The organism is Delftia sp. CH05 (assembly GCF_009827015.1).
In the GTDB taxonomy this organism is placed as follows: Bacteria; Pseudomonadota; Gammaproteobacteria; order Burkholderiales; family Burkholderiaceae_C; genus Comamonas; species Comamonas tsuruhatensis.
Genome location: NZ_WUMG01000023.1, coordinates 49,608 through 75,128 on the forward strand (window position 1 = coordinate 49,608; position 25,521 = coordinate 75,128).

Sequence of the window (25,521 nt, forward strand, 5' to 3'; positions counted from 1 at the left end):
TTGAATCGCAATGAACTTTTCCGAACGACTTTCGGGCAATTTGCGGCCTTGGCCCGATTGCTCTGCTAACCTTTTACACCATCCTTCGATTGCCAAGGGCTACACCCGTACTATCCCAGCCATCGCCTGATTGCCTTGGCGCTGGCCATTGAGGCATTGCGTTGGCGCGTATGAATGGCGTGTCACGGCAGGTTAGCCGATCGAAGGCCCAAGCTGCCGACCAATCTCCCAGGACACCCCGCTACCGCGCACCATCGCGGCAAGCTGCTGCCCCAGTCGCTGCTCGATCACCGGCTTCCACGGTATCAGCGAGAACCCCATGCCGTCATCGAGCATCGCGTAACGCCCGCTGGCGAGCATGATGCTGCGCCGGTAGATACCGGCCACGCGCTGGCCGTCAGCCAAAGGCCGATGCTCCAGGCCGGTTTCGGCTGCAATGTCCTTGACCGCCTGCGCCAGTTCCCGATTGCGCAGTGTTCCCAGCAGGTTGCGCGCCAGGATCACGCGCTGCCCGCGCCGCTGGGCCAGTCCCTGTTCGGCCAGGAAGTCGGCGCGCTGCTGCATCGCCTGTTTGGCCTCCGCTCCAAAGCCCAGGTCGCCCAGGCCCGCGCCGCCGCCGATCAACTGCTGGTCGAGCCAGGTGGCCCCGATCACGCGGGCCTGCCGCTCGATGGGCAGGTGCGATTTCAGCTCCACCGCCACACCGCCCAGGCGCTGCGCGTCGTAGCGGCGCCCCAGCTTGGGCAGGTCGCCGGGCACCTTCCATAGCCCCTCGGCTACGCGCTCCACGATGCCCGCCCGGCGCAGGGCTTCCAGCCTGCGGACGTGGGCCGCCACGACCTCCTGCGGGTTGCGTCCGGGGACGACCTGTCCTTGTGCCACGGCTAGGTGATGGTCGGTGCGGTACAGCCCATCGCTGACCAGCGCAGCGATGTTGCGGTCTGCCGCGCGCACGTCGGCCGATCCCTTCACTTCCACGATGGCGCAGGCGGGATAGTTCGTCAGTTCGTCGCGGGCGTTGAGCGCGACGTAGTGGGCCTTGCCGTCCACGCCGTCGATGACCAGATAGCTCCGGTCACGCAACTCGTCGGCCAGTCCCTTCGCGGCCACACGCCCGAGGATGGTTCTTCCATCATCCCCCGGCTCGAACACGGCCAGCTCGCGTGGCTCGCCGCGCATGGCCCGTTGCATGGTACGGATGATGTCGCCGCGCTCGCCCAGGGCGCGCAGCGTCTTTTCCGCATCGGCATGGACAGCCCAGGTGCTGGGCTGCGTCTCGTCGGCCAGGCCCAGGCGCTGCAAGCGTTGCAGGCGGCCGATCAGCAGCAGGCGCTGACGTTGCAGCCGGGGTTCGTTGAGCCGTTCGACATGCACCAGGCCATCGCCGCCGGCCTCTCGCTTGAGGGTGCGATCCAGGCTCGTCCATCGCTCCTGCTCGACTTCGCGTCGCATGGTCTGCTGGATCTCCAGCTCGGTGCGCGGCCCCAGCCATTCGGTCGCCAGTTCGGCGGCGCGATGGCGGAAGCCATCGGCGATATAGTCGCCCGCGATGATGAGGTCTTTGCCCGTGTCGTCGCGCCCGCGCACGACGATGTGCGTGTGCGGGTTGTCGGTATTCCAGTGGTTCACCGCCACCCAATCGAGGTCCGTGCCCAGGTCGGCCTCCATGCGGCCCATGAGGTGCCGCGTGTAGGTGCGCAGGTCTTCCAGCTCCGCGCCATCCTCGGGCGAGAGGATGAAGCGGAAATGGTGCCGATCGTCGGCGCAGCGTTCCTTGAAGGCGTCGAGGTCGGCGGAATCGGTCTGCGTCCCGTAGGCTTGTCCCGGCTCGCCGTCGCGGCCTACGCCATCGCGCTCGATGTAGCGCAGGTGCTTGGCGAGCGACTGCGGGCTGGCCCGCTGCTGATTGATCAGCAAGGTCTTGATGGTCACGCGCCGGGACATGGGCGTCAGCTTCGCCCCGGCAAAGCGCGCTGCCGTGTGGCCGCGTCCGAGGCGCGCGCCGGGCCGATGGCCCGTGCCGTCCGCCGCGCCAGGACGACCTACCGCCGACTTGCCGCTGCTGGCCTTGCCTGTCTGTTTGAGCACCTTGGAAACGAAGCTCTGCCCCTGGCCCTTGCCCCGGTTCTTCGGGGCGCTGGGGCGCACGCGGAAATCGCCGTCGCGGCGGTCGCTCATGGCCGTTCTCCCTGCAAGCTCTGGCGTGTCCCGTCGTGCGAAGCACGCGGACATGCCCGTATTGGCGCGGGCCTCGCGCCACACGCGGCACGGCGGCGCAGCCGCACCGTGCCGCGCCAACCCCACGTGCAGACTGGCTTTCGACGCAGCCCGGTGCTGCGTCCTTTTGTCTTGCCTTCCGCCTTTGCCCCTCGCTGGCGCTCCGGGCAGCGGCGGCCCGGCGGCGCTGCTGTGCGAGCAGCCAGCGCGCCGGCGAACGCGGCGACGGCCATAGGCCGGGTGCGTTCGAGGCAAGACGCCTGCACGTTGGATGGCTGCACCGAAGGCAGCGCGAAGTGCGGTGCGAATGCACCCGCACTGCACGCGCGACGACACGCGGAACGCCACTGGATCGACACGCCTGATAGCACGATGACGCGTAGCGAATCGGCGGCGATCATGGCCGCTTCTCCAGCCAGACCGGATGCGCAACACCAATCACGGCGGACGCGCGCACCGGCCCGAAGTACCGGCCATCGAACGATGCCGGATTGGTCACGCTCAACAGGAACAGCTCGCCCGGTTCGAGGCGGCGGCACTGCTGCCAGGATGGCAGCGGCCGGCCCCAGCGGTCGGCGCGCAGCACGGCGGCCGAAGGCACGCCGTCGATGCGGACGATGCCGCCAGCGATGCACACTTCCTGCGGTGCGATGGCGCCCACGCGCTTGAGTAGCGGCACGCGCGTCGGCAAGTAGCCGCGCTGCGCAGCCAGCGCGGCGGCGTCGGCCGGCAAGCGGGTCAGGACGATGCTGCCCACGGACAGCGAACGTGGCAGCGAGCCGGTGCGCGGATCGAGCGGATCGACGCGATACCAGCCGACGGCCACGCTGTCGGACGGGTTGTAGATCAGGCGCGGCAGCGGATGCACGAAGGACGCCCAGGCCAGCGCAGCGAGGCCGCAGGCGGCGAGGCCCGCGAGCACGATGCGAGCACGCAAGCGTGAGCGGGCGTGCGAACGAGGACGCGGCGCGGTGCCAGTGGTGGAAACGGCGGTCATGGCAGCGCCCTCCCGGTCAGCCAGGCGGCGTGCCGCTCGGCGGTGTATTCGGGCAGCGGCAGGCGCGCGGCGAGCCGGTTGGCGAGCGTGCGCCAGTACGCGGGCGAGACTGCGATGGGCGCGATGCCCAGCGCCTCGATGGCGTCGATGCGCTCCAGCACGGCGCGAACTTGCCCGTCGCCCTCGGAGTGCAGCAGCAGGCGCGCGCCCGGCTGTACGCCGGGGATGCGCTGCGCCGCGTCCAGCGGTGTGCAGGCTTGCATCACCATGAGCTGCCAGCGCACGGTGCCGTAGTCGTTGGCGTGCCAGCGCACGCGGCAGAACACCGCACCCGGCAGGAACACCGCGCTGCGCCGCCAGCGGTCGAGCTGGTGCGTGCGCGCGGGTTCGCCGAAGCGCAGGTAGAGCTTGAAACGGGCCTCAATGTAGGCCAGCGCCACGCGCGTCAGCGGCGCGCTGGCTGGCTGGCCGGAAGGCGCTACGGGCGCAGCCGTGGCCGCGACAGCGGCAGGCGAAGCGGATGCGGTCATGGTGTGTTCTCCCTGCGGTTCTCGGGAAACTCCCGCTCCAGCAGACCGCGCAGCAGGTCGGCCACGGTCACGCCTTGCGTGAAAGCCGACACCTTGATGCGCGCCCGCATGGCGGGCGTAATGTCGAGCGTGAGGCGGGCCGTGTAGAGGTCGCCCTTGCCCAGCGCATCGGCGTCGCCCTGGCGAATCCACGCCTCGGCGTGCGGATTCGCAGTCGGACGCGCGTCGATGCCGACGCGCTTTGCCGCGCGTTTGCTGTTCGGTGGTGGCTTCGCTGTCATGGCGCCCACCGCAGCAGTTCGTCCACCAGGGCGGTGATCTCGCGTGCGGCGGCACTGTCGGGCGCCGTCTCGCGTGCAAGCCGGCCAGCGGCCACGCTGTCGGCGAACACGATGCGCTGATGCACTTCCGCGCGCAGTGCAGGATGCGGCTGGTCGGCGAGCGCCTGGCGCGCTTCGCGCCCGATCACGGTGGTGCTGACGCGCCGATTGATGACGAAGGCCGCGCGCAGCGCAGGCCGGAACACCTGCGCCTCGCGGATCAGCGCCACCATCTCGGCACTGGCCCACAAGTCATACGGACTGGGCTGCACCGGGATCAAAACGCGCTCGGCCGCAAGCAGCGCGGAGCGCGCCAAGGCGGCGATGCGCGGCGGGCCGTCGATGACGACGTGATCGGCCCGCCTGGCGAGTTCTGGCGCTTCCTGATGTAGCGTTTCGCGTGCGAGGCCCACGGCGCTGAACATCCTTGGAAGACCCTGCTGGCTGCGGCGCTGCGTCCAGTCCAGCGCGGAGCCCTGCGGGTCGGCGTCCAGCAGCACGACGTGCTGGCCGCGCATCGCCAGCTCGCCGGCGATGTGGGTGGCGAGCGTGGTCTTGCCGACGCCGCCTTTTTGGTTGAGCAGCGCGACGATCATGGCCTGGCCCTCCGTGTCGGAAAGCCCGGCTTTTGCCGCTGTGCTGATGGCTGCACGGCGGTTGTCCACCGTGGCGCGGCGCTGCTACTACCAGTTAGAGGTTTTAAGTTAGGGAAGTTAAGGGAGGCCGAAACCCGCGCCAGCATTGGCTTTGCGGCCGATCCGTACTCCTGATAGCACGATAGCCATACTCCCGATAGCACGAGTCCGCGTACTCCTGATAGCACGAGCCCGTCCACAGGCGGCGCACCGTTTATCCCCGTGCCGTGGGCGGCACGGGACGCACTGGCCGGAAGGTCAGCAGCTCGGCCCCACCGCCTGGCATCCGCTCGATGCCCAGGACGTAGCCGGGCAGCGACTGCCGCGCGACCAGCGCGCGCAGGTCGTAGGCGAAGTCCGAAAACCGTGTGGCGCTGCCCGACTTGCGCCACAGGTGCCGGAAATCGAATTGCCAGCCGCCTTCCTGCCTTCCGCCGTGCTTGCGCACCAGCCGGTATAGCCAGCGCTCGATGCCACCCGTGAGCCGGAAATACGCCGGGTCGATGGTCAGCACCAGGGCGGCATCGACCACGCCGGCATAGAACCAGTCCGGCAGGATCAGCTCCAGCCCCAAGGGCGTGCCCTTGGCATCGGCCAGCTCCTTCCACTCGTTGATCCACGAAAACCGATGCAGGCGCCGCCCGGTCGTCTCGCGGATGGACGTGGCCACCGTGGTCGATTGCAGACGATCCAAGGCTGCTTTGAGGCGCTGGTAGTCGCGCAGCGACGTACCGCGGCCGATGTAGCGCAGGATCTCGTAGGGCGTGGCCTGCATCAGCCGCGACGGGCGCAAGCCCGCGTCGCGGGCTTCCACGATCTGCGAGGCCGCCCAGATCAGCACGTCCGCGTCCCAGATCGTGGCGATGCCGTGTTCCTGCGTGCCTTCCACGCGGATCGTGACGTTGCCCGCGCGAAAGTCGATCGGCGCCGTGCGCCGCGACTTCGCCAGCGAGAAGAACGGAAAGGCCATCAAGTCCTGGCTGTCGCGCGGCGCCATGTCGCCCGGCAAGGCGCGGAACAGGTCGAGCTGTTCGCGTTCTTGCGAAGGCCGCTGCCGGGACGGCAGTGCGGGACTGGACATGGCGATGGCCTGGCGCGTGCCAGCGATCAGCGCGCACGGCTGTCTGCCGAGTGCTGTTCGGCGTACTCGGGATCGGAGGTGGTCTCGAAGCTGCGATCGGCGGCCCAAGCGTCGAGGTCGGCGACGGCGTACATGACGCGCCGGCCGAACTTGCGAAAGCGCGGGCCGCCGCCGATCACGCGCTGTTTCTCCAGCGTGCGCGGCGACAGCCGCAGGTACTCGGCGGCTTCGTCGTTGGTGAGGTAACGCTGCGGCTGCGCGGCAGCGGTCGGGACAGTGGCGGCAGGCCGCAAGGGAGCGGGACGCATGGTGTGAACCTCCATCGGTTGTGAAGCTCCGGCCACACAGCGCAACCGGATGGAGGCAGTCTCAGAAAACGCGGCCTTTCTGCTCAGGGACGTTTTGCACCCTCTTCAAAACGTCCCTTCTCAAGCGGGGGGAGCTGTGCTAGGCGGCGATAGCCGCCGCGCATCAGCGCATCGCCGCGCCGCGCCAGGCGGCGCACACGGGCGCGCATGTCGCCATCGGCGTGCCAGTCGGCCGCCACCGCATCGGCTCCGAACAGACCTTCGGCCACCTCGCGCAAGGACGCGCCCGCAAGGGTCGCGTCGAGCGCCTGCAGGGTGTGCAGTTCCAGCAAGGCGGCGGGCTGTGGCCGGGGCCTGGCAGCATGCGTTGCGTCGGCAGATACCGGGTCGCGCGCAGGCGCAGCAGTGCCGCCGCCGCTGCGATGGGCATAGGTGACCGCCATGCCGTCCTCCAGACCGGGCGCCAGCGCGAAGCGCGCGCAATGGCCGGGGCTGCGCGCGATCAGCGTCAGCCCTTTGCCGTCGTGCAGCAGCTGCTTGTGTCCGGGGAGGCGCCAGAACGCGAAAGCCATGGCATCGGGCGGCGGATCGGCGTCCGGGTGAAGCTGCACCACGGCCGGATGGCCCGGCAGCCAAGCCGGATGCGCGTCGCGCGCATCCAGGGCGGGGTCTTCCCATATCCGCAGCCCCCAGCGGCGCGCCGCTGAATCTGTGGTGTGGGACCGGTGTGCATGGCGCAGCCAGTCCAGCCGATAGTTGGGGTGGCGGCGCAGGTACTCCCAGGCCAGCGCGAGCGCATCCAGGCACAGCACGTAGAGATACGCGGCCGTCGGATACCAGTGCGCAAGGTGGTGCGGCTGGGCCATGACGCAAGCTCCCCTGAAACCGCAGGAAGGCCGTCACAGGCACACGCAAACATCACCACATCAAACCAGCATCGAATCGTGAATAAGCTGGCAGATTGGTAACTTGCGTGTCAAGACGAAAAGCAATACCGTCTGTTGTGCGGATCGTCTGAATGCGACGGTGGCGCGCGAGGAAATGCCGCCTCCTGCGCCATCCACCGTGCCCCATGACGCGCGCTGCGTCATGGCTGGTTTCGCCAGAGTGGCAGCGGTTTGGTGCAACAGTGCCGACTAAGACCTGGCAGGTCCGGAACAAGACGGAAATAGCCACAATGCGCCCCGGCTTGACCGTGGCGCGAATCGCTCAATCGAGGATGGAGCCGTTCTCCTGGGCCAGCCGGGTGTACTCCGACAGCGCGCGCACCGCCCGGAAATACCGATCCCGCATCACGGGCTGCTGACGCGGCCCGACGATGGACGCGAGGTCGGACAGCTTGATCTCGCCCAGCTCGGGCATGCCGATCCCCAAGTCGATCAAGCCATAGGCCGTGTCGCCATCGGCTGGGCTGAGCGAAGCCAGCAGCCAGGTGGCGTGCGCGTCCGGGGTGAAGAGCCGCACGACGGGCTGCGGGTCGATGGCCTGGCCAACGACACGAGCAGCGCCGTGGTGCAGCAGTTGCCTGCGCTCGTCCTCGGTGATGAGTCGATTCACGGGTTACCCCCTCATTCGCACAAAGCTGCCGAAGCGTGAAAGCACAGAAACGTATCGGCGGATTGGAGGAAAGACACGCAAGCGGCTTTGCGCTTCTGTGCGAAGCCGTGGATGCGGATTTCCGTAAAAGCACAAAAGCGGCAAGCCGGCATGAATGAACACTATAGATTGTAGCCCTATAGAGCGCTATCGACTGTCATCTTGGGTTTTGGGGAGATCCAGGGTTGGCAGCGAAACATACACTGTCGGAGGCACTAAAGACCATCAGGAAAGCGCGTGGATTGAGCCAGGAGGCGTTCTCCGACGTGTCCAGCCGCACCTACATGAGCACGCTGGAGCGGGACATGAAAAGCCCGACGCTGAACAAGCTGACCGAACTGTGCGAGGTCATGGAGGTCCACCCGCTCACGCTGCTGACGCTGGCCTATGCCGGTGACGACCTGCGGCAGGCCGATCAGCTGCTGGCGCAGGTGCGGCAGGAGCTGGAGACGGTGACGAAGATGGGTGGCACGCCATAGCGTGTGCGCATGCGCTGGCAAGGCCGATCCGGCTCAGCCGGTTCGGCGGTATTGCAGGGGCGCCAAGCCTGCGCGGCGGGGATAGCCCGCAGGGCTTTCCCCCGGAGGCAAGCGAAGCGCGCAGCGCCGCAGGCGCGAAGGCGTGAGAGATTGGAGCCGAATGGCCGTGACGGCAAAGACGGCACGGGGCGCAGCCCGCAAAGCCAGGCGGCGGTCCGCGCCGACACGTCAGGCCCAGACAACCACTGCAGACGCTGCCTCTAGACAGAAAGAACAGGAAGACACGGCCCGCCATGGGCCACGAACTGCTGCCGCCGCGTTGGGGGGCGAACCCACAGCGCAGCGCCCCGCCGTGTGGCGGGGCGCTGCGGGCGGCGGTCATGCCGCCTGGGGCTTGCTGCGTGACCAGATCAGGTCGTGCGTGCCGTTCTCGCCCTCGATCAGGCGGGCGTAGACCGTGGCCGGGAACGACGGATCGTCGAGTGTCACGGAGATGTACTCCCGCCCGGCTTCGCTGGTCTTCTTCCACGCCGCGCCGATGTCGTGGCTGGCCGCCTGCAGGCGGAAGTCGGGGGCCTTCTCGTTGTCGCCCTTGTCGTTGGGCACCAGCTTGACATTGACGTTGAGCGTCAGGGTGCGAAGCGTGCCGGTGAAGCCGTCTTTGTCTGCGGTGAAGGTGCCGATGTTGGCCATGATGAAACTCCTTTTGGTGGAACAAGGTTCGCGCCCATCGCGTCCTTGTTGTGATCCGGCCGGCGGGGGACGGGCGGGCTGCACCGCTTGCGGTCGCAACGCAGTGGAGAGCCGGGAGGCGAAAAGAATTTGTCGCGCGAGGAATCTGCGCAGCAGAGGGGAAATTGTTTTCGCCGGACGGTTGCAGCCATGAAGCCCGAGGCGCAGCCGCGCCACCGCCAGGATTCACAACAACACAAGGACGCCTTGGGCCGAACCACACCGCAAGGAGACGGGGCCGGCTCGGCATCTCCGCACGAAGGCTGCGCCAGCTCGCCCACTAACGCGGGTCAGGCCCCCCCCGACAACAGGCGAGAACGCCCCCGCCCCACCTTGCGGCGCCGGTCTTGAGGCGTGGCGTGGAAACTCCATGGCGATGCCGGGCGGGGATGACGTGAACTGGCGTCAATCGTCCTTGGCGACGTGATGGGCAGGAACCGCCAGCGTTGAGGACAGCACGCATTTGCACAACCTGCCGCAGCAAGCGCCGGCGTGTTCGCCAGCGCCCCGTACATCGCAGCGGGGCGCTGGCCCGGCCGATCCGGCGCATGCCGGTTCGGCGGTATCGAGGGGCCCCAAGCCATGCGCGGCGGGGAGAGTCCGCAGGACTGTCCCCCGGAGGCAAGCGAAGCGCGCAGCGCCGCAGGCGCGAAGGCGTGAGGGATGGGAGCCGAATGGCCGTGACAGCGAAGTCGGCACGGGGCACAGCCCGAGAGCCCGACGGCGCGTTGCGCCGGCACGCTCATGGTCGTCGAACTACGAACCACCAACACCATGAATCAACCAATTTACGCACAATATTGACATTTCATGCGAAAAACAATAAATTCACGCATAACACAGCAAAATAAGGTGAATCATGGCGTTCCGAGCAGATGAAGCAGCACAAGCGGGATACGAAGAGGTGGAGAAGTACCTTGTCCCTCGCCCTAGGGATGCGGACGAATCGCAGCGCCTCCGAAGCAAGAAGGCGCTAGAAGACATCGTGACTGAACTTGGGCCGGTAGTTGACCGATACCCCTCATGGCACCCGCTGGTGCGCAATCACGATGACCGCCATCCCGTTACCACCCCCAGCGATCGCTGCGGCTACAAAGGCCTCGACCACACGCGGTACTTCGCCCACGGATTCATCACCTGCCCCTATGGCGATGGCCAGAAGGTCCTGGATTCCGTGTTGGCCCTGCCTCGCCACCACGCCGCGTACATCACGGCAGAGAAGCTGGATGTGCAGTTCTACAGCGCGGAGGCAACCCCGATCCTGGTCAAGTGCAACTGGGAAGAGCCGTTGCCGATGGACAAGATGATCCCCCTGGCTATCGCTGTGCCCCTGATCTTGGAGAAAGAAGTTCCGTGCTGGACCTGGTCACAGGTCGCGGAGACCTGGGAGTCGATGCGTTCGTATTTCCTGGGCGCCCCTCACGGCGCCAGGTCGTCGCTATTTGTGAGCCAGGAGACCGGACAGGGGATCAAGAAGGTTTGGGAAACGCTGATCTACACGGGAATGTTTGGCCCGATCAAGGTGTGATCGTGCCCTCGCCATCGACCGACTCGCCAACGCCGCAACCGAGGCGGTAGCGAAGGCTGCGGCGTTCTGGCTGGCCTTCGGGGTTCAACACCAGGCGCGGCCACCGCCGCGCCCGGATTTTTGAATCCACCCGGCCCAGGTCGGAACGACCTGGGCCGGGTGCTGGCGTCATTCCTTCGTCTCGATGATCCACCACACGGGCCGCGCCAGGGCGCGGCCCGTGATGGGGTGAACGTCCGTGAGGTCGGCGCGGGCCGTCCAGCCTGAGGGCGGACGGTAACCTCGCACGTCGCCTGCGCGGTGCCAGCGGCGGGCGCGCACCGTGCCCGGTGCATAGATCGCCGCCATCCGCGTGCGGCTCGTAGTGTCGGTTGTCGGCATGGGTCTGGCTCCTGCAAGCCAACGCCCCGGCCSSGGCCGGGGCGCAGGTCTGCGCGACGGTCAAGCGGCCAGTGCTTCGGCCGCTTCATCCGCCACGGCGGGAGCGTCTTCCGGGCCTTCATGCGATGCGGCCTCCTGCGGCCCCTCGGCCTTGAAGATGGCAGGCATCCAGCCCGTGCCACCGGCCAGCCGCTCGGCTTCGCTGGCAATGTCAGCCTTCTTGAGCTTGCCCAGCCGGTTGACGTGATCCGGCGCGAACTCGCCCACGGCTTGCAGGATCGCGGCCTTCGGAACGTGCTTGAAGTAGCCCTCCGCGCTCGGCTTCCACCATGCGGCCATGTCAAGGCCCACGGCCTGCGCCAGTTCCGCGCCGGGCTGGTGCGGCGTGGCGCGCGGTGTTACCACGTCGACCGCCCCCGCCACGCACACGGCCAGCAGTCGGACCAGCTCGCCTTGCTCCATCGCCAGCAGCGCGGCGAACAGTGCGGCGCTGTCCTCGGGCAGCTTGTCGCCCCATGCCTGCTGCACCTCGCGCAGCGCCACGGCGGCGGGTGATTCCGGCCAGTCCGGGGCCATGCCTTCCAGCCGGTCTTGCACGGTGAGGCGAACCCCCATCGGCATGTCGTGCCCGTAGTAGCGCCCCTGCAAGACGCTCTGCACCATGCCATGCACCAGCGCGGCCAGCGCCACTTGCGGATGCCGGGCGACCTCGATTTGCAGCGCGGCGGTGCGGTGCGCGCTCAGGCGTTGCGCCAGCCGGTCGGACACGGCGGGAGCTTGGACTTCTTCTGCTGTCTCGCCGTCCTCGACGTTCGTACCTTCACCATCGGCAAAACCTTGGCGCAGCTTTTCCAGCGTGCGCAACGCCTTGGCCTCGGCCTCGCGCAGCAGCCCGCGATGAATCACGGCCTCCCCATTGCGGTCGATGGTGACGATGGCGCCGGCGGCGGCGCGGACATTCGCGCCGTAGCCCAGCAAACCATCTTCCAGCGCCTGCAACTGCTCGCCCAAGCGTTCGCCCTCCTCCTCCAAGGTTTCGGCCTTGTCCTCGTCGTCGGCGTCCATCGCGGCATCCACGGCTTCGCCGATGCCCTGCATCTTGGCTTGCAGCTTCTCGATGCGCTGTGCCTCGCGCTTGTTCGGCGTGCGCCGTTCCCTCGGTGCACGCTGGAAGGCTTGCAGGTCGGCATGGGTCATGGCGGGGGTGGCGTCCACCCAGGCCCAGCCCTCGGTGCGGATGGTGTCGGCCATGCCGGTCAGCTTCTCGCGCACCAGCGTTTCCAGCATCGCAGTGTCGGACACATACACGCCTGCATCGCCTTCCGCGAACAGGTCGCGGCGAATGCCGCCGCCTGCGGCTTCGTAGGCGCCCAGCCCGACGAAGCGCACCAGCGCATGCGAGGCCCCAATCTCGCGCTCGGTCAGGCGCTCGCGCAGCGTGGATGGACTGCGCTGCCACTGAGGCGCATCGTAGAACGCGGCCTCCTGCGCGGCGTGATCGTCGGTGATGGCCAGAGCCATCAACTGATCGAGCGTGACGGCATCGGCGCGGTAGTCGTCCATGAGGCGCGGCGAGACATTCGCCAGCTTCAAACGGCGCTGCACCACCAGCGGCGTGACGCTGAAATCCGCCGCAATGTCCTCGATGGGCCGGCCCTCGGCCACCAGCGCGGCAAACGCCTCGAACTGGTCAGCGGGGTGCATGGCCTCGCGCTGCACGTTCTCGGTGAGGCTGGCGGTGCGGGCCGTGCCATCGGCCACTTGCAGGCAAGGCACCTGCCAATCCTTGGCGATGCGGTGCTTTTTCGCCAGCAGCTTGAGCGCCGCGAGGCGACGGCCACCGGCCACCACCTCGTAATGCACGCCATCGGCGGCGGGAATCACGATCAGGTTTTGCAGCAGGCCCACGCGCTGGATGGACGCGGCCAGTTCGGGAATGGACATGCGCGGGGTCTTGCGCACGTTGCGGCCCGTGGGGCGCAGCACCAGCCGCGACAGCGGAACCAGAATCATGTGCTTGCTCGGGTCGGCGGCTTGCAGCACGTTCGCTGCGGTGTTGACGGCTTGGACTTCGGTGTTGGTAATGGCGTTCATGATGGGACTCCAATCAAAAGAGATACAGGCAAGGAATGGAAGGGCCGCGCCCCTCCGTGTGAGGGGTCAGGCCTTGAGCTGACGCATACCATCGGCCAGCAGCCACAGGGCACGGTTCAGGCGAATGTCCGAATCGATGCCCTGCACGGGGCGGGTCTGCTGCCTGCGGCCATTGGCGGCGCGGCCAGACAATCCGCCCTTGGTCAGGTTCTCCTGCGTGCGGTTGAACACGCTCCACAGGTCGGGGCGGCGGTCGTCGAAGCGGCGCGGCATCAGGATTTGCGATTCCGTGATGGGTGCGGGTTTCGTCGGGTCGTCGTACTTGAGGGCCAGCGCAGCACGGGCGAACACCTCCGATTCGCCAGCATCCAGCGTGATGGCCTCCATCGATTCGCGCGATGCCTGCGCGCGCTCGAAGCCATCCAGCACCTGATACGCCCCTTCGATCACATGCCCGGCCACATCGCCCTTGTGCGGCACGCGCACGTCGGCCACGGTGTCGCCGCAGACAAGCCCGTTCTTGCAGACGAAGCGGAACATCCCCGCCAACAATTGATAGCTGCTCGTCCCGTCGTGGGAGTTCAGCAGGATGATTTCGTTGGCCTCGCGCGCGTTGATCTGGTTGGAGTGGCGCAGGCGCAGCATGTGTTTGGTGTGCTCGCGCCTGCCTTCGTCGCGCACGCGGGTCTGGCACACCATGAAGGGCTGGAAACCCTCCTTGCGAAGCTCGGTCAGCACCGCAGCGGTGGGGATATGGCTGTACCGCTCGGATCGGCTTTCATGCGGTGCGTCCGCGAAGATGGACGGCACCACGGTCCGGATCTGGTCATCCGACAAAGGATGTTCCGAACGCAGCATCGGCGAACGCGGTGCGAAACGGGAAGCGAGTTGCATGGCATTTCTCCTGACAAAGTTGACTGTTGAAAAGCCTCACCGGATTCCTAGATTCAGAGCCCTCTTCGGGCTTCCGGTGGGGTCGGCACGAAGAACCCGGTTGGCCTCGTTGCCACCGTCTTTCCTGAGTTCATCGCCCGCGACGAAAGGGAGCGCGCGGCCGGGTGCCGTCAAGGAAGCAAGCGCAGGGTTGGTGCGGCCCGCAGGCGCAGCCGAGGACACGGCCCTGCGCGCCTTGACGGCACCCGGCCGCGGGCTACAGTCGCGAGCAAGGTGATGGATTCAGGAAAGATGGCTGGACAGGCAACGGCCCGCTCTCCACGCCGACCCCACGCAAGCGAAGCGCGCAGCGCCGCAGGCGCGAAGGCCGATCCGGCGCGGCCGGTTCGGCGGTATCCCAGGGGCGCCAAGCAAAGCGCGGCGGGGATGGGCTGCATAGCCGATCCCCTGGAGGCAAGCGCAGCGCGCAGGCCCGGATCAGCGAGCCGGGCCGAAGGCGTCAGCCGAGTGCAGCGAGGGAACGATGGAAGCCCGAATGGGGCGAAACCCCGCAGGGGGTTCGATGCGCAGCACGACAGCGCGACCGGCCATGCCATGGCCGGGGCGCCCCGCGGACGGCGCCACCGTACGATGCCGGCATGCAGGAGAAGACCACCATCCACAGCGACAATCCCTTGGAGCACATGCTCCAACGCTCGAACGCCTTGCACGAACGGCTGAATACCCTGCTCGGTGATGCTGAATTCGACGGTTCGCCACGCGGGGAAGCGGCTCTGGGCATGTGCCTGGTCGCGGAGGAGCATGCGGTTGCACTACGCGCGTTGATGGCGCTGCGACTACCCACCTCGGCCGTCAGCCTCATGCGGCTGCAATTCGAGGCCCCGACACGGGGAATGTGGCTGCTCTATGCCGCCAGCGATGCCGCGATCGATAAGCTCATGGCTCCCCTGACCCCGGAGAGCGAACAGGCCGCCAAGAATCTCCCCGGCGCCAGCGAGATGATCGAACAGATCGGCAAACGGGAGGGACAAGGTGCGCCGGCAGCCGCGCATCAGATGCTGTCGCACTTCAAGGAAGTGACCTGGCACGCCATGAACTCATTCGTGCATGGCGGCATTCATCCACTAAGGCGCAGTGCAGGGGGCTTTCCGGTTGATCTTGCGCTACAGGTGCTGCGCAGTTCGAACGGTCTGATGACCATGACCGGCATGACGATGGCAGTCCTTACCGGCGACGAAGCCGTGGCCAAGCCGGTAAGCAAGATCCAGCCGGCCTTCGCCGATTGCCTGCCGGATCTGCTGAGACCGTGAACGAGGCATCTTGCGACGGCCCTTTGCCCGGTTAGTGGATGATCCGGCCAGCGTGTCGCGCATCACGCGCATAGGCGCTCAACCGTTTCTCCGCACGAAAGTGCAGATCGCGCTCGATCGGCAACCCAAGCCGACCGCGCACCGAAGCCAGTTCGGCCAAGCTGACCCAGCCCAGTTCAGGCATCCCCAGGCCGAGGTCGCACAGGCCAAAAGCGCGGTCGTGGTCGTCCGGGTCAATCTCAGTTAGCAGCCAAGTCGCGCCGGCATCCGGCGTGAACAGCTTGACCACGGGAGCCGGATCAAAGTCCGGGGTCTGCAACGATTCGCGGCCGTTGGCCAGCAGCACCAAGCGCTGCTCGTCAGTGATGAATGTGTAGTCCATGGAGAACTCCTGAAAGGTAGCCGGGCGGAATTGCCCAACCCTTCCGGGTCACGGCGCAGCACAAGCAGTCAAGGGGCAACGACGGCCGCAGGCCGCAAGCGTGCACGGCACGCGCCGCCCTTGACGGCGAGCACGCCGTGGCGCGATGAAGGGAGCAGCAAGCCGTCCCACCCTTTCGCAGCCCTGCCCTTGCAAGCGGGACTCGCGGGCCCGCGAAGGCCGAAGACGTCAGCAGTCAACGCCTGATCCGGATGACGCGACTCGACCCAAGGCGCGGGGCACAGAGCGCGCAAGCCCAGCGACGGGACGCCCGGATGACTGCAACAAACAGTAAATGACATGGAAGCCCAAATGGAGCACAATGTAGCTACAACCAAGGCTTGAGGCATGCAATGGCAAGCAGCAGTGATGTCGTTCGCGCCCGAATTGACGGGCATATCAAAGAGGAGGCCACGAACGTGTTGGCAGGAATGGGACTGTCCGTTTCGGACGCCATTCGGGTGCTGCTCACGCGCATTGCAGCCGACAAAGCGCTTCCCTTCGATATCAACCGTGCGCAGGCCCAGCCCATCCACAAGAAGCCCGGCGCTTCTGCCTAAAAACTCCAAGAACATCAAGGCCAGGGCTTGAACGCATGGATCGCATACAGCAACTCAACTACGAAAAGGACTTTCGCATCGCCTTCTTGGAATCCAAAGGGGATGGGTTTCAACGTCTCTTCGAGAAGCTGATGTCGAAGGCACACCCCAATGACTTTATGGCTTGCCGCCCCTGGGGCAACGTTGGGGATCGGAAGAACGACGGATACCTACCTTCCGCGCGAATCCTGTTCCAGAGCTACGCCCCCAACGAACTGACCGCTGCCGAGGCCATCAAGAAAATCAACGAGGACTTCGAAGGGGCCAAAGAGCACTGGGAAGACTATTTCGATGAGTGGACCTTCGTCCACAACGCACCTGATGGGCGTCTGGGTCCACACATCATTGAAGCCTTGGCCAAACTCGCGCAAGACAACCCGCAGATCAAGATCGGACACTGTGGGTACGAGGAGATGCTGGCCAAGTTCCGTCAGTTAAGCCTTCAGGATCTCGAGTCCTGGTTCGGCCCCTCGTTGACGATGGAAGCAAATGTCAATTTGGGCTTCAGCGATCTGGCCGCTGTGCTCACTCACATCAGCATCACGCCCGTACCCACGGCGAGCGAGGTGAAGGACGTTTCGCGCGGAAAGATCGAGGCAAACCTTCTGTCCCAGGCTGTCGCCGACTTCCTAAAAATCGGCATGCAGAAGTCGCCGCTCGTTGCGCAGTTCTTCAATAGCTGGAAGAACCCTACCTACGGCGAGCAGATCGCGCAGGCGTTCAAGAGCGAATACGTCGGGCTGCGGGATGGAGTTCCGCAGCTCCATCCTGATGAAATATTCGGCCGCCTAGAAGCGTGGGCTGGGGGCACGACGAACACCACGCCCGCGCACAAGGCGGCCGTGTTGGCCGTCATGGCGTACCTGTTCGACAAGTGCGAGATTTTTGAAGATGCTCAAGCGATGGGGACTGCATGATCCTGCCATCCAAGCATCTGCCGCAGGATCGTGCGCTGCTGACCGTCGGCGCGCATGTTCTGACTTTCCTCGCACGGCCCAAGACTGTCTCCGCGCTTTGGGAGGAATTGAACAAGCATGACGTCGGCTTGGCGGCAACGCCCCGGCGCATTACTTACGACTGGTTCTTGCTCGCTCTCGACCTCCTGTATGCCCTTGGAGCCATCGAACTCGAAAGCGGCCTTGTGGCAAGGAGGGCAGCGTGATTCATCACATCTTCAGCACGCTGCCTAGCTTCAAGAATCTTGGAGATCTGAAGCCTGGCCTGAATGTACTGCTGGCCCAAAAAACTGAGGGGGCAACCAGCAAGCAAACGCGCAATCGCGCCGGCAAAACCAGCTTCGTTGAGTTGGTGCATTTCCTGCTCGGTGCCGAAGCTGGCCCGGAGTCGATTTTCCGCACCACGGAACTGGCCGAACACACCTTCGGCATGGACTTCGATCTGAAGTCGGAACGCACGGTCGTCGAGCGTAGCGGTGCTTCCAAGGCCAAAATCTTCGTGACAGTCCCGCCTGCCGCGAAGGTCAAGTTCTCTGCCACCGAGTGGTGTACGTTCCTCGGCGAGCAAATGTTCGGCCTCAGTAGCCTTGAAGCTGCTGGTAGCAAGCCGCCTTCGTTCCGGTCACTGTTTGCCTACTTTGTGCGCCGACAGGCGAGCGGTGCTTTCATGACGCCGGAAAAGCAGGCCACGATGCAAGGAACTGGCGACATGCAGATGGCGCTGATGTTCTTGCTCGGACTGGACTGGCAGATTGCCCGGGATTGGCAGGCTGTCCGCGATCGGGAAAAGACTCTCGAAGAGCTGAAGAAGGCAGCCGGGAACGGCGCATTCGGTTCAATCATCGGCAAGGCCGCCGACTTGCGCACGGAGCTGACCATTCAAGAAGCCCGTCTCAAGAAGCTTCACGCAGAAGTTGAAACTTTTCAGGTCTTGCCAGAGTACCGGCAGCTGGAAGTCGAAAGCGCCAGTTTGACTCGCCAACTAAACGAGCTGGCCAACGCCAATACCATCGACTTCTCAGCTATCCGTGATCTGGAAAGCGCACTGGCCTCGGAGGTTCCGCCAGACCATGAAGACCTCCAGGCGGTCTATCAAGAGGCAGGCATTGTGCTGCCCGGCTTGGTCAAGCGCCGCTACGAGGACGTGAAGAGCTTTCATGAGTCGGTGGTGCGCAATCGCAAGGACTATCTGTCCAGCGAACTCGAAGCTGCGAAACTGCGTATCGAGTTGCGCGATAGCAAGAAGGCTCAGTTTGACCAGAGGCGCGGCGAGATCCTGGGCATTCTCAGGAGCCACGGTGCGCTCGAGCAGTTCCTGAAGCTGCAAGGCGAGCTGGGGCGACTTGAGGCTGAAGTGGAATCGCTGCGGCAGCGCTTTGAAGCCGCAGAGCAGCTCGAAGGTACTAAGAATGAGTTGGAAATTGAGCGCAACCGCCTCACGATCCGCCTGCGGCGCGACTTCGCTGAGCAGAAGGACAGACTGGCAGAGGCCATCGTAGCCTTTGAGGAAACCTCTCAACGCCTGTATGAGTCGGCCGGCAGCATGACGGTCGATGAAACATCAAATGGACCGATCTTCAAGTTTCCGATGCAGGGCGAGCGCAGCAAGGGCATCAAGAACATGCAGATCTTCTGCTTCGACATGATGCTCATGCGCTTGTGCGCCAAGCGCCAAGTGGGGCCGGGATTTCTGATCCATGACAGCCACCTGTTCGACGGGGTTGACGGACGCCAGGTCATCAGCGCTTTGCGTCTTGGCTCAGAGATCGCGCAAGAGCTTGGTTTTCAGTACATCGTGACGATGAACGAAGACGATGCCTTCAAGGAGACCATCGATGGCTTCGACCTCAACAAGTATGTACTCCCCACGCGCTTGACCGACGCCACGGAGGACGGCGGGCTGTTTGGCATCAGATTTGGATGAGTGGAAATAGTTTTCGTCTAGCAGCTCGGCACGGCAGTAGTTCAGCACTTCCGCATGGACGACGCGACTCTCCAGCGCGGCCTTAAGCCGTCCAGCTCGTGCGCGCGCTGCATCAAGCGTTGTGGCATTATCAGCGTACCCAACCTTGCCATCTTCGCGCACGTAAAAGCCGGAGAAGGCAAGGACCACATTGAGTTCGTCGCGCCGCCATGCGAGCGTCGCGGCGTCGCGGGCGTAGTTCACCGGGTTCATCGCACGGTTGATGAACATGATGAGATGGTTGCCGAACTGATGCTGGTTCTGCGCACCAGCCAGCGCATTGAACAGCCGCTTCCACTTGGTCATGCCGGGCGTAGTGTCCGCGACCTCGATCTCTTGCAGCAAGCGCTCGATTTGCGTACCGCTCAAGCCGCGCTCGGTATCGGCGAGCACCCGACACGCAGCTTCAAGATGCTGCGAACTGAACAGTGGAATACGTGTCATTAGTTTCCCTGATGCCTCTCAAGCCCATTCAAGCATTGTGATGATCGCCTGCCCCTCGGTGCCGACCTCCACAAACAGGGCATGCTCGTAACCAAGCTGCTGCTTGTAGCCCCGAAGTTTCCGAAGGTCGATCTGTCGGTCAACGCGGCTCGTTGACTTCTTGAACTCCAAGACCAGAAAGTTCCTTCTTGTGCCTCGCCGATGAACGATAACATCTGGGAATACGGTCTTCGCCTCAACGTCTTCGCTGTCCGGGTACAGCTCCAGATGTCCGAGCCGCTTTGGTTCAATGCCGTCTCGGTTGTATTCGCAATCCACGCTCCAATCAGGAAAATACTGTTGGAGATACATCGCGAAGCGAAAGGTGATGGATCGTTCATTTGCGTCGATGCCGAGCAAGTCATGGTCATTGCGCAGTAGTTCGAACAGCGCGCGTGCCACAGCCTCGCCTGGCGGATGACGGTTGAGATACTGAATCTGATCTTCGGGCAACGCCATTGCCATGCTCGCCTACAGAAGACTCACATTAAAGGACGCGTGCACCGATCGAAACGTCGTCAGAATTCTCCGTCTGGCTTCGTCCAGTTCGTCGGCAACGCGATCCGTGAGCATGTACGTGGGGCAATTCGGTTGACCGCATCCGCAGTGCCTGATCTCCCCGTCCTTAAGACGGGTCACAAAGATGCGGCGCAACTCATCGACCTGACGAACCACCGATGCAAGCACTGTCTGGATGCGTGGATCTCGAAGATGATTGATCGAGGGGATGCGCCTGATCTCATCTCCCTCGCGCGTCCGCCAAATGCCGGTGTTGAGTGCACCAATGGTGTCTTCGATCGCCTGCTGAAAGGCAGGTAGGGAGCTTTCCTGCTGAAACGGCGTACGAAATGCCGGCCGATCGAATACGACCGCCATCAATTGCAGAGCGTCGGCATCCGAGAGGTCGGGAAAGTCGTCCACGAACTTTCGGATCTCCGCTTTAGCATCGGGAAACTCGATGCCCTGGACGAAGCGATGCAGCAGGTACTCGGCACGAAGCCGCAGGTTTTCCTCGAACTCCACGGCTGACCATATCGTCACATGGGCAACCCCTAGGGACGCTGCGGCTTGCTCGATCTGTGTCCGACTGGTGTCCGAAACGGCGCCGCGAGAGACGAACTTGAAGGCATCCGGCGCCCCGCTTGTGGCCTTGACCGCCTTGCCCATATCGGCCTTGGCTTTCGCCAACGTCAACGTGGCCCGGTTCGCGCACTGGATGATGGTCTTGCGTGAGGGCTGATCATCGCGAGGCTCGATACCCGAGATGTCCCGCCCTTGGTCGCCTCCCGATTGGCCGTGCCAGACCAGATCACGCCAGCCAGCGCGCACGTGATACGCAAAGACCAAGCGCTCAAACTGAATGCCGCTGTAGTCCTCAAAATGAATCGGAGAAACCGTTACCGTCGCCATGCTCTCCCCCTTCTTCCCTCGGCTATTTGTCCTCAGTACGCCTCACTACGCTCCTGAGAGTTTCCGCGATAGCCCATGAAAGACACGATATCGTCACGCGGCGGCAATCCATGCATCGCCGAACAATCACGGAGTTCGACATGGAGAATAACCCGTTAGGAAAAATCGACCTGGACACGGACTTGGCGGTGCGCCCGCAACCAGCACCCCTCCCCTTGCCAGGCTCGAACGCCTACGGGGATCTTCCGCAGTTCCCCAAACACGGCGCTCTGCCATTTCGGCGCACCATCCGCCGCCACGAGTTGCGTCAGATCGTCCCCTTGGCCGAAACGACAATCTACGAAATGGAGCGCCGCGGCGAGTTTCCACGGCGCTTCAATCTGACACCGCGCTGCGTGGTGTGGGACCTGGCCGAAGTGGAGATCTGGATCGAAGAGCGCAAGCAAGCCCCTCGCATCAGCGCCAGCAAGCCGGATGTCCACCTACGAAAAACCCGCCCTGTTCGGGCGGGTTCCGGTCAGGAATGAGGCCGGCGACGGACACCCTCATCCAACAAGAGCTTCCAACTCCTTGGAAGCCGAGCGCGATAGGCGCCGCCCCTCCTTGGCCACATTGACCTGCAAGGCCGCGCGCGCCACCTCCAGAACGTCCAAAGCCAGCGAATAGCTGCCCTTGGCCTGCAGCCAGGCCAACACATCCGCCAAGTGCCAGATCGACGCACTGCCCTCGTGCACCGGCGTCGGGAAGCTGCCCGGATGGGCCAGCATCAGTTTGCGCATGTTCTGCCGCGACACGCCCACGATGTCCGCCACATCGGTCAGCCCGACCAGATCCGGTGCGACCTCGATCAGACTGGCCGACGGTGCGGCACGCCGCACGTCCGCCAGCGCGCTGCGCACGGCCACGTCCGCACTGTCCGCCTCGCGGGTGAACTCCAGCGCGAGCCGCCCGGGCTGCCCGATGCCGACTAGGGCATCGTCGCAGCCGGCTTCGCCCAATCGCTCGACCAGCCCATCCGGGTCTCGGTCATCATCGGCGAGTTGGTATTTCAAGGTGAAGGTATATTCCATCGCGCTATTCCTCGGCATCGTCGGCCGCCTCCTGCTGCGTGCGGTGCGTCGTGCAGTTGTCCACGACCCGCCGCAAGGCGCGTGCGTGGTTCCCAGGATTCTTCGGCGTGCTCCACACGCTGGTGATACAGAACTCCCCGCAACGGCACTCCGCGTCGTTGTACGGACAGTAAATCCGCCCCCAGGCGTGGCTGCCGCCGACTTCCACGCGCCAACCCTGCTCTTCGGCATGCCTGAGTGCTTCCTCGACCTCTTTCTTCGGATGAGAGGAACGGGCCATCAGCAGTCTCCAGTATGGGAATAATTGGCAAGGTTGTCAAGTGACAACCTTGCCACCACTTCAAGCCATCGCACTCAACACCGGCACGACCACGTTGTCGGGCATCAGCTTTGGCACGTAGGTTTGCCCGTCGATCCAGGCATCGACCATGCTGGCCCACTCCTGCAGCATGTGGCGCCGTTGCTCGGCGTATTCGGCCTTGTTGTAGATCGAGCGCGAGGAACGCCCCTCCTCGTGCGCTAGGCACTTCTCGATCCAGTCGCGGTTGAACCCGATCTCGTTGAGCAGCGTCGAGCCCGTGCGGCGCAGATCGTGAACGGTGAACGGCTCCAGCGGCAGGCCTGCAGCCTTGGCCCGCTGCGCCACGATCTGAGTGACCCGGTTGAGGGTCGCGTGAGACATGCAGCGGTCGGAGTCGTAGCGCGACGGCAGCACGAACTTCGATCCGGCTGCGCAGGTGTGCAGCGCCACAAGGATGTCCAGCGCCTGGCGCGACAGGTAAACCACATGCGGATTGCGCCCCTTCATCCGCTGCTTCGGAATGGTCCAGGTCGCGTTCTCGAAATCAACCTCGTCCCAGGTGGCCTCGATCAACTCGCTCTTGCGCACCAGCGTCAGCAGGATCATGCGCAGCGCCAAGCGGATGGTCGGATACGTGGCCACCGACTCCATCTGCCGCGACATCAAACGGATCTCCAACGGCGACAAGGCACGGTCCTTGGGTACGAAGGTCGCAATCGAGGCCGCGCCCACTTCGGCCGCCGGGTTGTCCACCTTCTCCCCATGCAGGATGGCGAAGGCATAGACCTGCTTCACGATGTCGCGGACATGCACCGCGGTGGCCGGGGCGCCCCTCCCCTTCACCTTGCCGCACAAGGCGCGCAAGTCATCTGCGGTGATTTCGTTGAGCAGGCGGGTTCGGAACGCCGGCAGGATGTCCCGATCGACGATGCTCTTGCGCATCGCTCGCGTGCTGTCGGCCATCCGGGCGCCGGCCAGCCATTGGACTGTCATGTCGCCAAAGTTCTTGGCGGCGGTCAGGCGGCGCTTCTCGCGCTGTTTCTCGTGCGCCGGAGACTTGCCTTGGGCGACGGCCTTCTTGGCGTCCAGCAGCTTTTCACGGGCCATCGCCAGCGAAATGCCCGCCGGCCCGTAGCGGCCAATGGTCAGGGTCTCGCGGCGGCCGTTGAGACGGTAATCGAAGCGGAAGGTGACGGTACCGGTGGGCGATACCGTCACGTACATCCCATCCCGGTCAGACGCCTTATAAGTCAAGGACTTAGGCTTTAAATTACGCAGTGCGGTGTCGGTAAGCATCGAGGTTTTTCCTCCTGTTCATGACGGCTTTTACCGTCAGGGGTCAGGAGACCTGCTGATGCCTGGAAAGCCGCATGAAACAAGCTTTCCAGAGGAGTGATTTACCGTCAAAGACCGATTTGGTCTCGATAGTAAACAAGGAGGTCTTAATCCGGCCTCCGGTTTCTACCGTCACCACTACCGTCAATCCGTTTCGCTGCCCGGCAATAGTCACCGATAGTTGCCGCGACGTATGTCCTTTGAAATCAATACGTTACGTCGGATTTTCGATAGGTAGCGATAGTTCCCGAAGGACCTGATTTCACTCCCACTCAATCGTCGCCGGCGGCTTCGTCGACACGTCGTAGGTCACGCGGTTGATGCCGCGCACTTCGTTGATGATCCGGCCAGACACCTTCTTGAGCAGGCCGTAGGGCAGCTCGGCCCAGTCGGCGGTCATGAAGTCGCTGGTCTGCACGGCGCGCAGGGCCACGACGTAGTCGTAGGTGCGGCCATCGCCCATGACGCCCACGCTCTTGACGGGCAGGAAGACGGTGAAGGCCTGGCTGGTGAGGTCGTACCAGTTCTTGCCGGTGGCTTCGTCCGTCCAGTTGCGCAGTTCCTCGATGAAGATGGCGTCGGCGCGGCGCAGCAGGTCGGCGTATTCCTTCTTGACTTCACCCAGGATGCGCACGCCCAGGCCCGGGCCCGGGAAGGGGTGGCGGTAGACCATTTCACGCGGCAGGCCCAGGGCCACGCCGAGTTCGCGCACTTCGTCCTTGAACAGGTCGCGCAGGGGCTCGAGCAGCTTCAGGCCCAGTTGTTCGGGCAGGCCGCCGACGTTGTGGTGGCTCTTGATGGTGACGGCCTTCTTGCTCTTGGCGCCGCCCGACTCGATGACGTCGGGGTAGATGGTGCCCTGGGCCAGGAAGGTGGCGCCCTTGTGGCCACCGTCGCCAGCTTTCAGCTTGGCGGCCTCGGCCTTGAAGACGTCCACGAACAGGCCGCCGATGATCTTGCGCTTGGCCTCGGGCTCGCTGACGCCGGCCAGCTTGCCCAGGAACAGGTCGCTGGCGTCCACGCGGATGACCTTGGCGTGCAGCTTGCCTTCGAACATTTCCATGACCATGTCGCCTTCATTGAGGCGCAGCAGGCCGTGGTCCACGAAGACGCAGGTCAGCTGGTCGCCGATGGCGCGGTGGATCAGGGCTGCAGCCACGGACGAATCCACGCCGCCCGACAGGCCGAGGATGACTTCCTCGTCACCCACCTGCTCGCGGATCTTGGCGACGGCTTCCTCGATGTAGTCGCCCATGATCCAGTCGGCATTCGCCGCGCAGATCTCGCGCACGAAGCGGTTGAGCAGGGCCGCGCCCTGCACGGTGTGCGTGACTTCGGGGTGGAACTGGACGGCGTAGAAGCGGCGCGCCTCGTCGGCCATGCCGGCGATGGGGCAGGACGGCGTGGAGGCCATGACCTTGAAGCCCGGGGGCAGCTCGGTGACCTTGTCGCCGTGGCTCATCCAGACCTTGAGCATGCCGTGGCCTTCGGCCGTGGCGAAGTCCTCGATGCCCTTGAGCAGTTCGGTGTGGCCATGGGCGCGCACTTCGGCGTAGCCGAATTCGCGGGTGTGCGAGCCTTCGACCTTGCCGCCCAGCTGGGTGGCCATGGTCTGCATGCCGTAGCAGATGCCCAGCACGGGAATGCCCAGCTCGAACACGGCGTCGGGGGCGCGGTCGTCCACTTCGTAGACGCTGGCGTGGCTGCCCGACAGGATCACGCCCTTGAGGCGGCCGTCGGCGGCGAATTCGCGCACCCAGTCGCTGCTGACGTCGCAGGGGTGGACTTCGCAGTAGACATGGGCTTCGCGCACGCGGCGGGCGATCAGCTGGGTGACTTGGGAGCCGAAGTCAAGAATGAGGATCTTGTCGTGTTGCATGG

At 64.6% G+C, this 25,521-nt stretch carries 28 protein-coding genes; 8 read left to right on the plus strand and 20 right to left on the minus strand.

Annotation, left to right across the window (positions count from 1 at the left end):
* Nucleotides 1–192: 192 nt before the first annotated feature.
* The 9 genes from GRX31_RS18070 to GRX31_RS18110 all read right to left on the minus strand — a co-directional run bounded on the left by GRX31_RS18070 (nucleotide 193) and on the right by GRX31_RS18110 (nucleotide 7,645).
* Nucleotides 193–2,178 (minus strand): relaxase/mobilization nuclease domain-containing protein, encoded by a 1,986-nt coding sequence (locus GRX31_RS18070; protein WP_160854073.1) that lies wholly within the window; start codon nucleotides 2,176–2,178, stop codon nucleotides 193–195.
* Nucleotides 2,179–2,614: 436 nt separating this feature from the next.
* Nucleotides 2,615–3,214 carry a S26 family signal peptidase gene (locus tag GRX31_RS18075; protein ID WP_160854075.1) on the minus strand — a complete coding sequence of 200 codons (600 nt, stop codon included), beginning with the start codon at nucleotides 3,212–3,214 and terminating at the stop codon, nucleotides 2,615–2,617.
* Nucleotides 3,211–3,744, minus strand: coding sequence for a DUF2840 domain-containing protein (locus GRX31_RS18080; protein WP_160854077.1), 534 nt, complete (start codon nucleotides 3,742–3,744; stop codon nucleotides 3,211–3,213). The genes GRX31_RS18075 and GRX31_RS18080 overlap by 4 nt, the downstream gene beginning before the upstream one ends.
* Nucleotides 3,741–4,025: a chromosome partitioning protein ParB gene (locus GRX31_RS18085; RefSeq protein WP_160854079.1), complete on the minus strand. Its 285-nt coding sequence runs from the start codon at nucleotides 4,023–4,025 to the stop codon at nucleotides 3,741–3,743. The genes GRX31_RS18080 and GRX31_RS18085 overlap by 4 nt, the downstream gene beginning before the upstream one ends.
* Complete coding sequence (gene parA, locus GRX31_RS18090) at nucleotides 4,022–4,660, minus strand: ParA family partition ATPase (protein WP_160854081.1); 639 nt, start codon at nucleotides 4,658–4,660, stop codon at nucleotides 4,022–4,024. The genes GRX31_RS18085 and parA overlap by 4 nt, the downstream gene beginning before the upstream one ends.
* Nucleotides 4,661–4,913: 253 nt before the next feature.
* Nucleotides 4,914–5,780, minus strand: coding sequence for a replication initiator protein A (locus GRX31_RS18095; RefSeq protein ID WP_160854083.1), 867 nt, complete (start codon nucleotides 5,778–5,780; stop codon nucleotides 4,914–4,916).
* A gap of 26 nt (nucleotides 5,781–5,806) precedes the next feature.
* On the minus strand, nucleotides 5,807–6,088 hold the full coding sequence (locus GRX31_RS18100) for a helix-turn-helix transcriptional regulator (RefSeq protein ID WP_019726284.1): 282 nt from the start codon (nucleotides 6,086–6,088) through the stop codon (nucleotides 5,807–5,809).
* Nucleotides 6,089–6,171: 83 nt separating this feature from the next.
* Entirely contained in the window at nucleotides 6,172–6,954 is a 783-nt protein-coding gene (locus tag GRX31_RS18105) for a DUF2285 domain-containing protein (RefSeq protein ID WP_160854085.1), read from the minus strand.
* Nucleotides 6,955–7,297: 343 nt separating this feature from the next.
* Nucleotides 7,298–7,645: a DUF2958 domain-containing protein gene (locus GRX31_RS18110; protein WP_160854087.1), complete on the minus strand. Its 348-nt coding sequence runs from the start codon at nucleotides 7,643–7,645 to the stop codon at nucleotides 7,298–7,300.
* Between the two features lie 224 nt (nucleotides 7,646–7,869).
* Here GRX31_RS18110 and GRX31_RS18115 point away from each other — a divergent pair, with 224 nt between their 5' ends.
* Entirely contained in the window at nucleotides 7,870–8,163 is a 294-nt protein-coding gene (locus GRX31_RS18115; RefSeq protein ID WP_160854089.1) for a helix-turn-helix domain-containing protein, read from the plus strand.
* 378 nt (nucleotides 8,164–8,541) lie between these two features.
* Here the strand turns inward: GRX31_RS18115 and GRX31_RS18120 are convergent, their stop codons facing one another.
* Nucleotides 8,542–8,856 carry a DUF736 domain-containing protein gene (locus GRX31_RS18120; protein WP_160854091.1) on the minus strand — a complete coding sequence of 105 codons (315 nt, stop codon included), beginning with the start codon at nucleotides 8,854–8,856 and terminating at the stop codon, nucleotides 8,542–8,544.
* Between the two features lie 898 nt (nucleotides 8,857–9,754).
* Between GRX31_RS18120 and GRX31_RS18125 the strand changes: the two genes are divergently transcribed.
* A complete protein-coding gene (locus GRX31_RS18125) occupies nucleotides 9,755–10,423 on the plus strand; it encodes a hypothetical protein (RefSeq protein ID WP_160854093.1) in 669 nt (222 codons plus the stop codon).
* A 168-nt stretch (nucleotides 10,424–10,591) separates the two neighbouring features.
* Here GRX31_RS18125 and GRX31_RS18130 read toward each other — a convergent pair whose 3' ends face one another.
* The 3 genes from GRX31_RS18130 to GRX31_RS18140 all read right to left on the minus strand — a co-directional run bounded on the left by GRX31_RS18130 (nucleotide 10,592) and on the right by GRX31_RS18140 (nucleotide 13,792).
* Nucleotides 10,592–10,804: a hypothetical protein gene (locus GRX31_RS18130; protein ID WP_160854095.1), complete on the minus strand. Its 213-nt coding sequence runs from the start codon at nucleotides 10,802–10,804 to the stop codon at nucleotides 10,592–10,594.
* A gap of 60 nt (nucleotides 10,805–10,864) precedes the next feature.
* On the minus strand, nucleotides 10,865–12,898 hold the full coding sequence (locus GRX31_RS18135) for a ParB/RepB/Spo0J family partition protein (RefSeq protein WP_160854097.1): 2,034 nt from the start codon (nucleotides 12,896–12,898) through the stop codon (nucleotides 10,865–10,867).
* 66 nt (nucleotides 12,899–12,964) lie between these two features.
* Nucleotides 12,965–13,792 (minus strand): DUF932 domain-containing protein, encoded by an 828-nt coding sequence (locus GRX31_RS18140; RefSeq protein WP_160854099.1) that lies wholly within the window; start codon nucleotides 13,790–13,792, stop codon nucleotides 12,965–12,967.
* Nucleotides 13,793–14,430: 638 nt separating this feature from the next.
* On the opposite strand from GRX31_RS18140, the gene GRX31_RS18145 reads away from it, so the two are divergent.
* On the plus strand, nucleotides 14,431–15,102 hold the full coding sequence (locus GRX31_RS18145; protein ID WP_160854101.1) for a DUF6988 family protein: 672 nt from the start codon (nucleotides 14,431–14,433) through the stop codon (nucleotides 15,100–15,102).
* Between the two features lie 31 nt (nucleotides 15,103–15,133).
* Here GRX31_RS18145 and GRX31_RS18150 read toward each other — a convergent pair whose 3' ends face one another.
* Entirely contained in the window at nucleotides 15,134–15,484 is a 351-nt protein-coding gene (locus tag GRX31_RS18150) for a DUF2958 domain-containing protein (RefSeq protein ID WP_160854103.1), read from the minus strand.
* 392 nt (nucleotides 15,485–15,876) lie between these two features.
* On the opposite strand from GRX31_RS18150, the gene GRX31_RS18155 reads away from it, so the two are divergent.
* Genes GRX31_RS18155 through GRX31_RS18170 form a run of 4 tightly spaced genes read left to right on the plus strand, consistent with a single transcriptional unit; the run spans nucleotide 15,877 to nucleotide 19,002 of the window.
* Nucleotides 15,877–16,083 carry a type II toxin-antitoxin system RelB/DinJ family antitoxin gene (locus tag GRX31_RS18155; protein ID WP_160854105.1) on the plus strand — a complete coding sequence of 69 codons (207 nt, stop codon included), beginning with the start codon at nucleotides 15,877–15,879 and terminating at the stop codon, nucleotides 16,081–16,083.
* Nucleotides 16,084–16,118: 35 nt separating this feature from the next.
* On the plus strand, nucleotides 16,119–17,039 hold the full coding sequence (locus GRX31_RS18160; protein WP_160854107.1) for an ABC-three component system protein: 921 nt from the start codon (nucleotides 16,119–16,121) through the stop codon (nucleotides 17,037–17,039).
* Nucleotides 17,036–17,284: an ABC-three component system middle component 6 gene (locus tag GRX31_RS18165; RefSeq protein WP_160854109.1), complete on the plus strand. Its 249-nt coding sequence runs from the start codon at nucleotides 17,036–17,038 to the stop codon at nucleotides 17,282–17,284. The genes GRX31_RS18160 and GRX31_RS18165 overlap by 4 nt, the downstream gene beginning before the upstream one ends.
* Complete coding sequence (locus GRX31_RS18170; protein ID WP_160854111.1) at nucleotides 17,281–19,002, plus strand: ABC-three component system protein; 1,722 nt, start codon at nucleotides 17,281–17,283, stop codon at nucleotides 19,000–19,002. The genes GRX31_RS18165 and GRX31_RS18170 overlap by 4 nt, the downstream gene beginning before the upstream one ends.
* 501 nt (nucleotides 19,003–19,503) lie before the next feature.
* Here the strand turns inward: GRX31_RS18170 and GRX31_RS18180 are convergent.
* Nucleotides 19,504–19,983: a hypothetical protein gene (locus tag GRX31_RS18180; protein WP_160854113.1), complete on the minus strand. Its 480-nt coding sequence runs from the start codon at nucleotides 19,981–19,983 to the stop codon at nucleotides 19,504–19,506.
* A gap of 12 nt (nucleotides 19,984–19,995) precedes the next feature.
* The gene (locus tag GRX31_RS18185; protein WP_160854115.1) at nucleotides 19,996–20,934 is read right to left on the minus strand and encodes a hypothetical protein; all 939 of its coding nucleotides are present in this window, start codon (nucleotides 20,932–20,934) and stop codon (nucleotides 19,996–19,998) included.
* A 140-nt stretch (nucleotides 20,935–21,074) separates the two neighbouring features.
* Between GRX31_RS18185 and GRX31_RS18190 the strand changes: the two genes are divergently transcribed.
* Nucleotides 21,075–21,461 (plus strand): helix-turn-helix transcriptional regulator, encoded by a 387-nt coding sequence (locus GRX31_RS18190; protein WP_160854117.1) that lies wholly within the window; start codon nucleotides 21,075–21,077, stop codon nucleotides 21,459–21,461.
* 18 nt (nucleotides 21,462–21,479) lie between these two features.
* On the opposite strand, the gene GRX31_RS18195 is transcribed toward GRX31_RS18190, so the two are convergent.
* From GRX31_RS18195 to guaA, 4 genes are all read right to left on the minus strand, one after another.
* The gene (locus GRX31_RS18195; RefSeq protein WP_160854119.1) at nucleotides 21,480–22,004 is read right to left on the minus strand and encodes a helix-turn-helix transcriptional regulator; all 525 of its coding nucleotides are present in this window, start codon (nucleotides 22,002–22,004) and stop codon (nucleotides 21,480–21,482) included.
* 4 nt (nucleotides 22,005–22,008) lie between these two features.
* Nucleotides 22,009–22,284, minus strand: a complete 276-nt coding sequence (locus tag GRX31_RS18200) for a hypothetical protein (protein ID WP_160854121.1) — start codon at nucleotides 22,282–22,284, stop codon at nucleotides 22,009–22,011.
* A gap of 60 nt (nucleotides 22,285–22,344) precedes the next feature.
* Nucleotides 22,345–23,601, minus strand: coding sequence for a tyrosine-type recombinase/integrase (locus GRX31_RS18205; RefSeq protein ID WP_160854123.1), 1,257 nt, complete (start codon nucleotides 23,599–23,601; stop codon nucleotides 22,345–22,347).
* A 301-nt stretch (nucleotides 23,602–23,902) separates the two neighbouring features.
* Nucleotides 23,903–25,519, minus strand: a complete 1,617-nt coding sequence (gene guaA / locus GRX31_RS18210) for a glutamine-hydrolyzing GMP synthase (protein WP_034364424.1) — start codon at nucleotides 25,517–25,519, stop codon at nucleotides 23,903–23,905.
* Between the last annotated feature and the right edge of the window lie 2 nt (nucleotides 25,520–25,521).

Excerpts from the sequence above, each read along its gene's own strand:
- GRX31_RS18100 (WP_019726284.1), bottom strand. The coding sequence starts at position 6,088 with ATGCGTCCCGCTCCCTTGCGGCCTGCCGCCACTGTCCCGACCGCTGCC.
- GRX31_RS18155 (WP_160854105.1), top strand. The coding sequence starts at position 15,877 with ATGGCAAGCAGCAGTGATGTCGTTCGCGCCCGAATTGACGGGCATATC.
- GRX31_RS18205 (WP_160854123.1), bottom strand. The coding sequence starts at position 23,601 with ATGCTTACCGACACCGCACTGCGTAATTTAAAGCCTAAGTCCTTGACT.
- GRX31_RS18070 (WP_160854073.1), bottom strand. The coding sequence starts at position 2,178 with ATGAGCGACCGCCGCGACGGCGATTTCCGCGTGCGCCCCAGCGCCCCG.
- GRX31_RS18150 (WP_160854103.1), bottom strand. The coding sequence starts at position 15,484 with ATGGACTACACATTCATCACTGACGAGCAGCGCTTGGTGCTGCTGGCC.
- GRX31_RS18095 (WP_160854083.1), bottom strand. The coding sequence starts at position 5,780 with ATGTCCAGTCCCGCACTGCCGTCCCGGCAGCGGCCTTCGCAAGAACGC.
- GRX31_RS18125 (WP_160854093.1), top strand. The coding sequence starts at position 9,755 with ATGGCGTTCCGAGCAGATGAAGCAGCACAAGCGGGATACGAAGAGGTG.
- GRX31_RS18075 (WP_160854075.1), bottom strand. The coding sequence starts at position 3,214 with ATGACCGCCGTTTCCACCACTGGCACCGCGCCGCGTCCTCGTTCGCAC.
- GRX31_RS18200 (WP_160854121.1), bottom strand. The coding sequence starts at position 22,284 with ATGGCCCGTTCCTCTCATCCGAAGAAAGAGGTCGAGGAAGCACTCAGG.
- GRX31_RS18135 (WP_160854097.1), bottom strand. The coding sequence starts at position 12,898 with ATGAACGCCATTACCAACACCGAAGTCCAAGCCGTCAACACCGCAGCG.
- GRX31_RS18185 (WP_160854115.1), bottom strand. The coding sequence starts at position 20,934 with ATGGCGACGGTAACGGTTTCTCCGATTCATTTTGAGGACTACAGCGGC.
- parA (WP_160854081.1), bottom strand. The coding sequence starts at position 4,660 with ATGATCGTCGCGCTGCTCAACCAAAAAGGCGGCGTCGGCAAGACCACG.
- GRX31_RS18120 (WP_160854091.1), bottom strand. The coding sequence starts at position 8,856 with ATGGCCAACATCGGCACCTTCACCGCAGACAAAGACGGCTTCACCGGC.
- GRX31_RS18130 (WP_160854095.1), bottom strand. The coding sequence starts at position 10,804 with ATGCCGACAACCGACACTACGAGCCGCACGCGGATGGCGGCGATCTAT.
- GRX31_RS18190 (WP_160854117.1), top strand. The coding sequence starts at position 21,075 with ATGGAGAATAACCCGTTAGGAAAAATCGACCTGGACACGGACTTGGCG.
- GRX31_RS18085 (WP_160854079.1), bottom strand. The coding sequence starts at position 4,025 with ATGACAGCGAAGCCACCACCGAACAGCAAACGCGCGGCAAAGCGCGTC.
- GRX31_RS18080 (WP_160854077.1), bottom strand. The coding sequence starts at position 3,744 with ATGACCGCATCCGCTTCGCCTGCCGCTGTCGCGGCCACGGCTGCGCCC.
- GRX31_RS18160 (WP_160854107.1), top strand. The coding sequence starts at position 16,119 with ATGGATCGCATACAGCAACTCAACTACGAAAAGGACTTTCGCATCGCC.
- GRX31_RS18195 (WP_160854119.1), bottom strand. The coding sequence starts at position 22,004 with ATGGAATATACCTTCACCTTGAAATACCAACTCGCCGATGATGACCGA.
- GRX31_RS18105 (WP_160854085.1), bottom strand. The coding sequence starts at position 6,954 with ATGGCCCAGCCGCACCACCTTGCGCACTGGTATCCGACGGCCGCGTAT.
- guaA (WP_034364424.1), bottom strand. The coding sequence starts at position 25,519 with ATGCAACACGACAAGATCCTCATTCTTGACTTCGGCTCCCAAGTCACC.
- GRX31_RS18145 (WP_160854101.1), top strand. The coding sequence starts at position 14,431 with ATGCAGGAGAAGACCACCATCCACAGCGACAATCCCTTGGAGCACATG.
- GRX31_RS18180 (WP_160854113.1), bottom strand. The coding sequence starts at position 19,983 with ATGGCGTTGCCCGAAGATCAGATTCAGTATCTCAACCGTCATCCGCCA.
- GRX31_RS18165 (WP_160854109.1), top strand. The coding sequence starts at position 17,036 with ATGATCCTGCCATCCAAGCATCTGCCGCAGGATCGTGCGCTGCTGACC.
- GRX31_RS18140 (WP_160854099.1), bottom strand. The coding sequence starts at position 13,792 with ATGCAACTCGCTTCCCGTTTCGCACCGCGTTCGCCGATGCTGCGTTCG.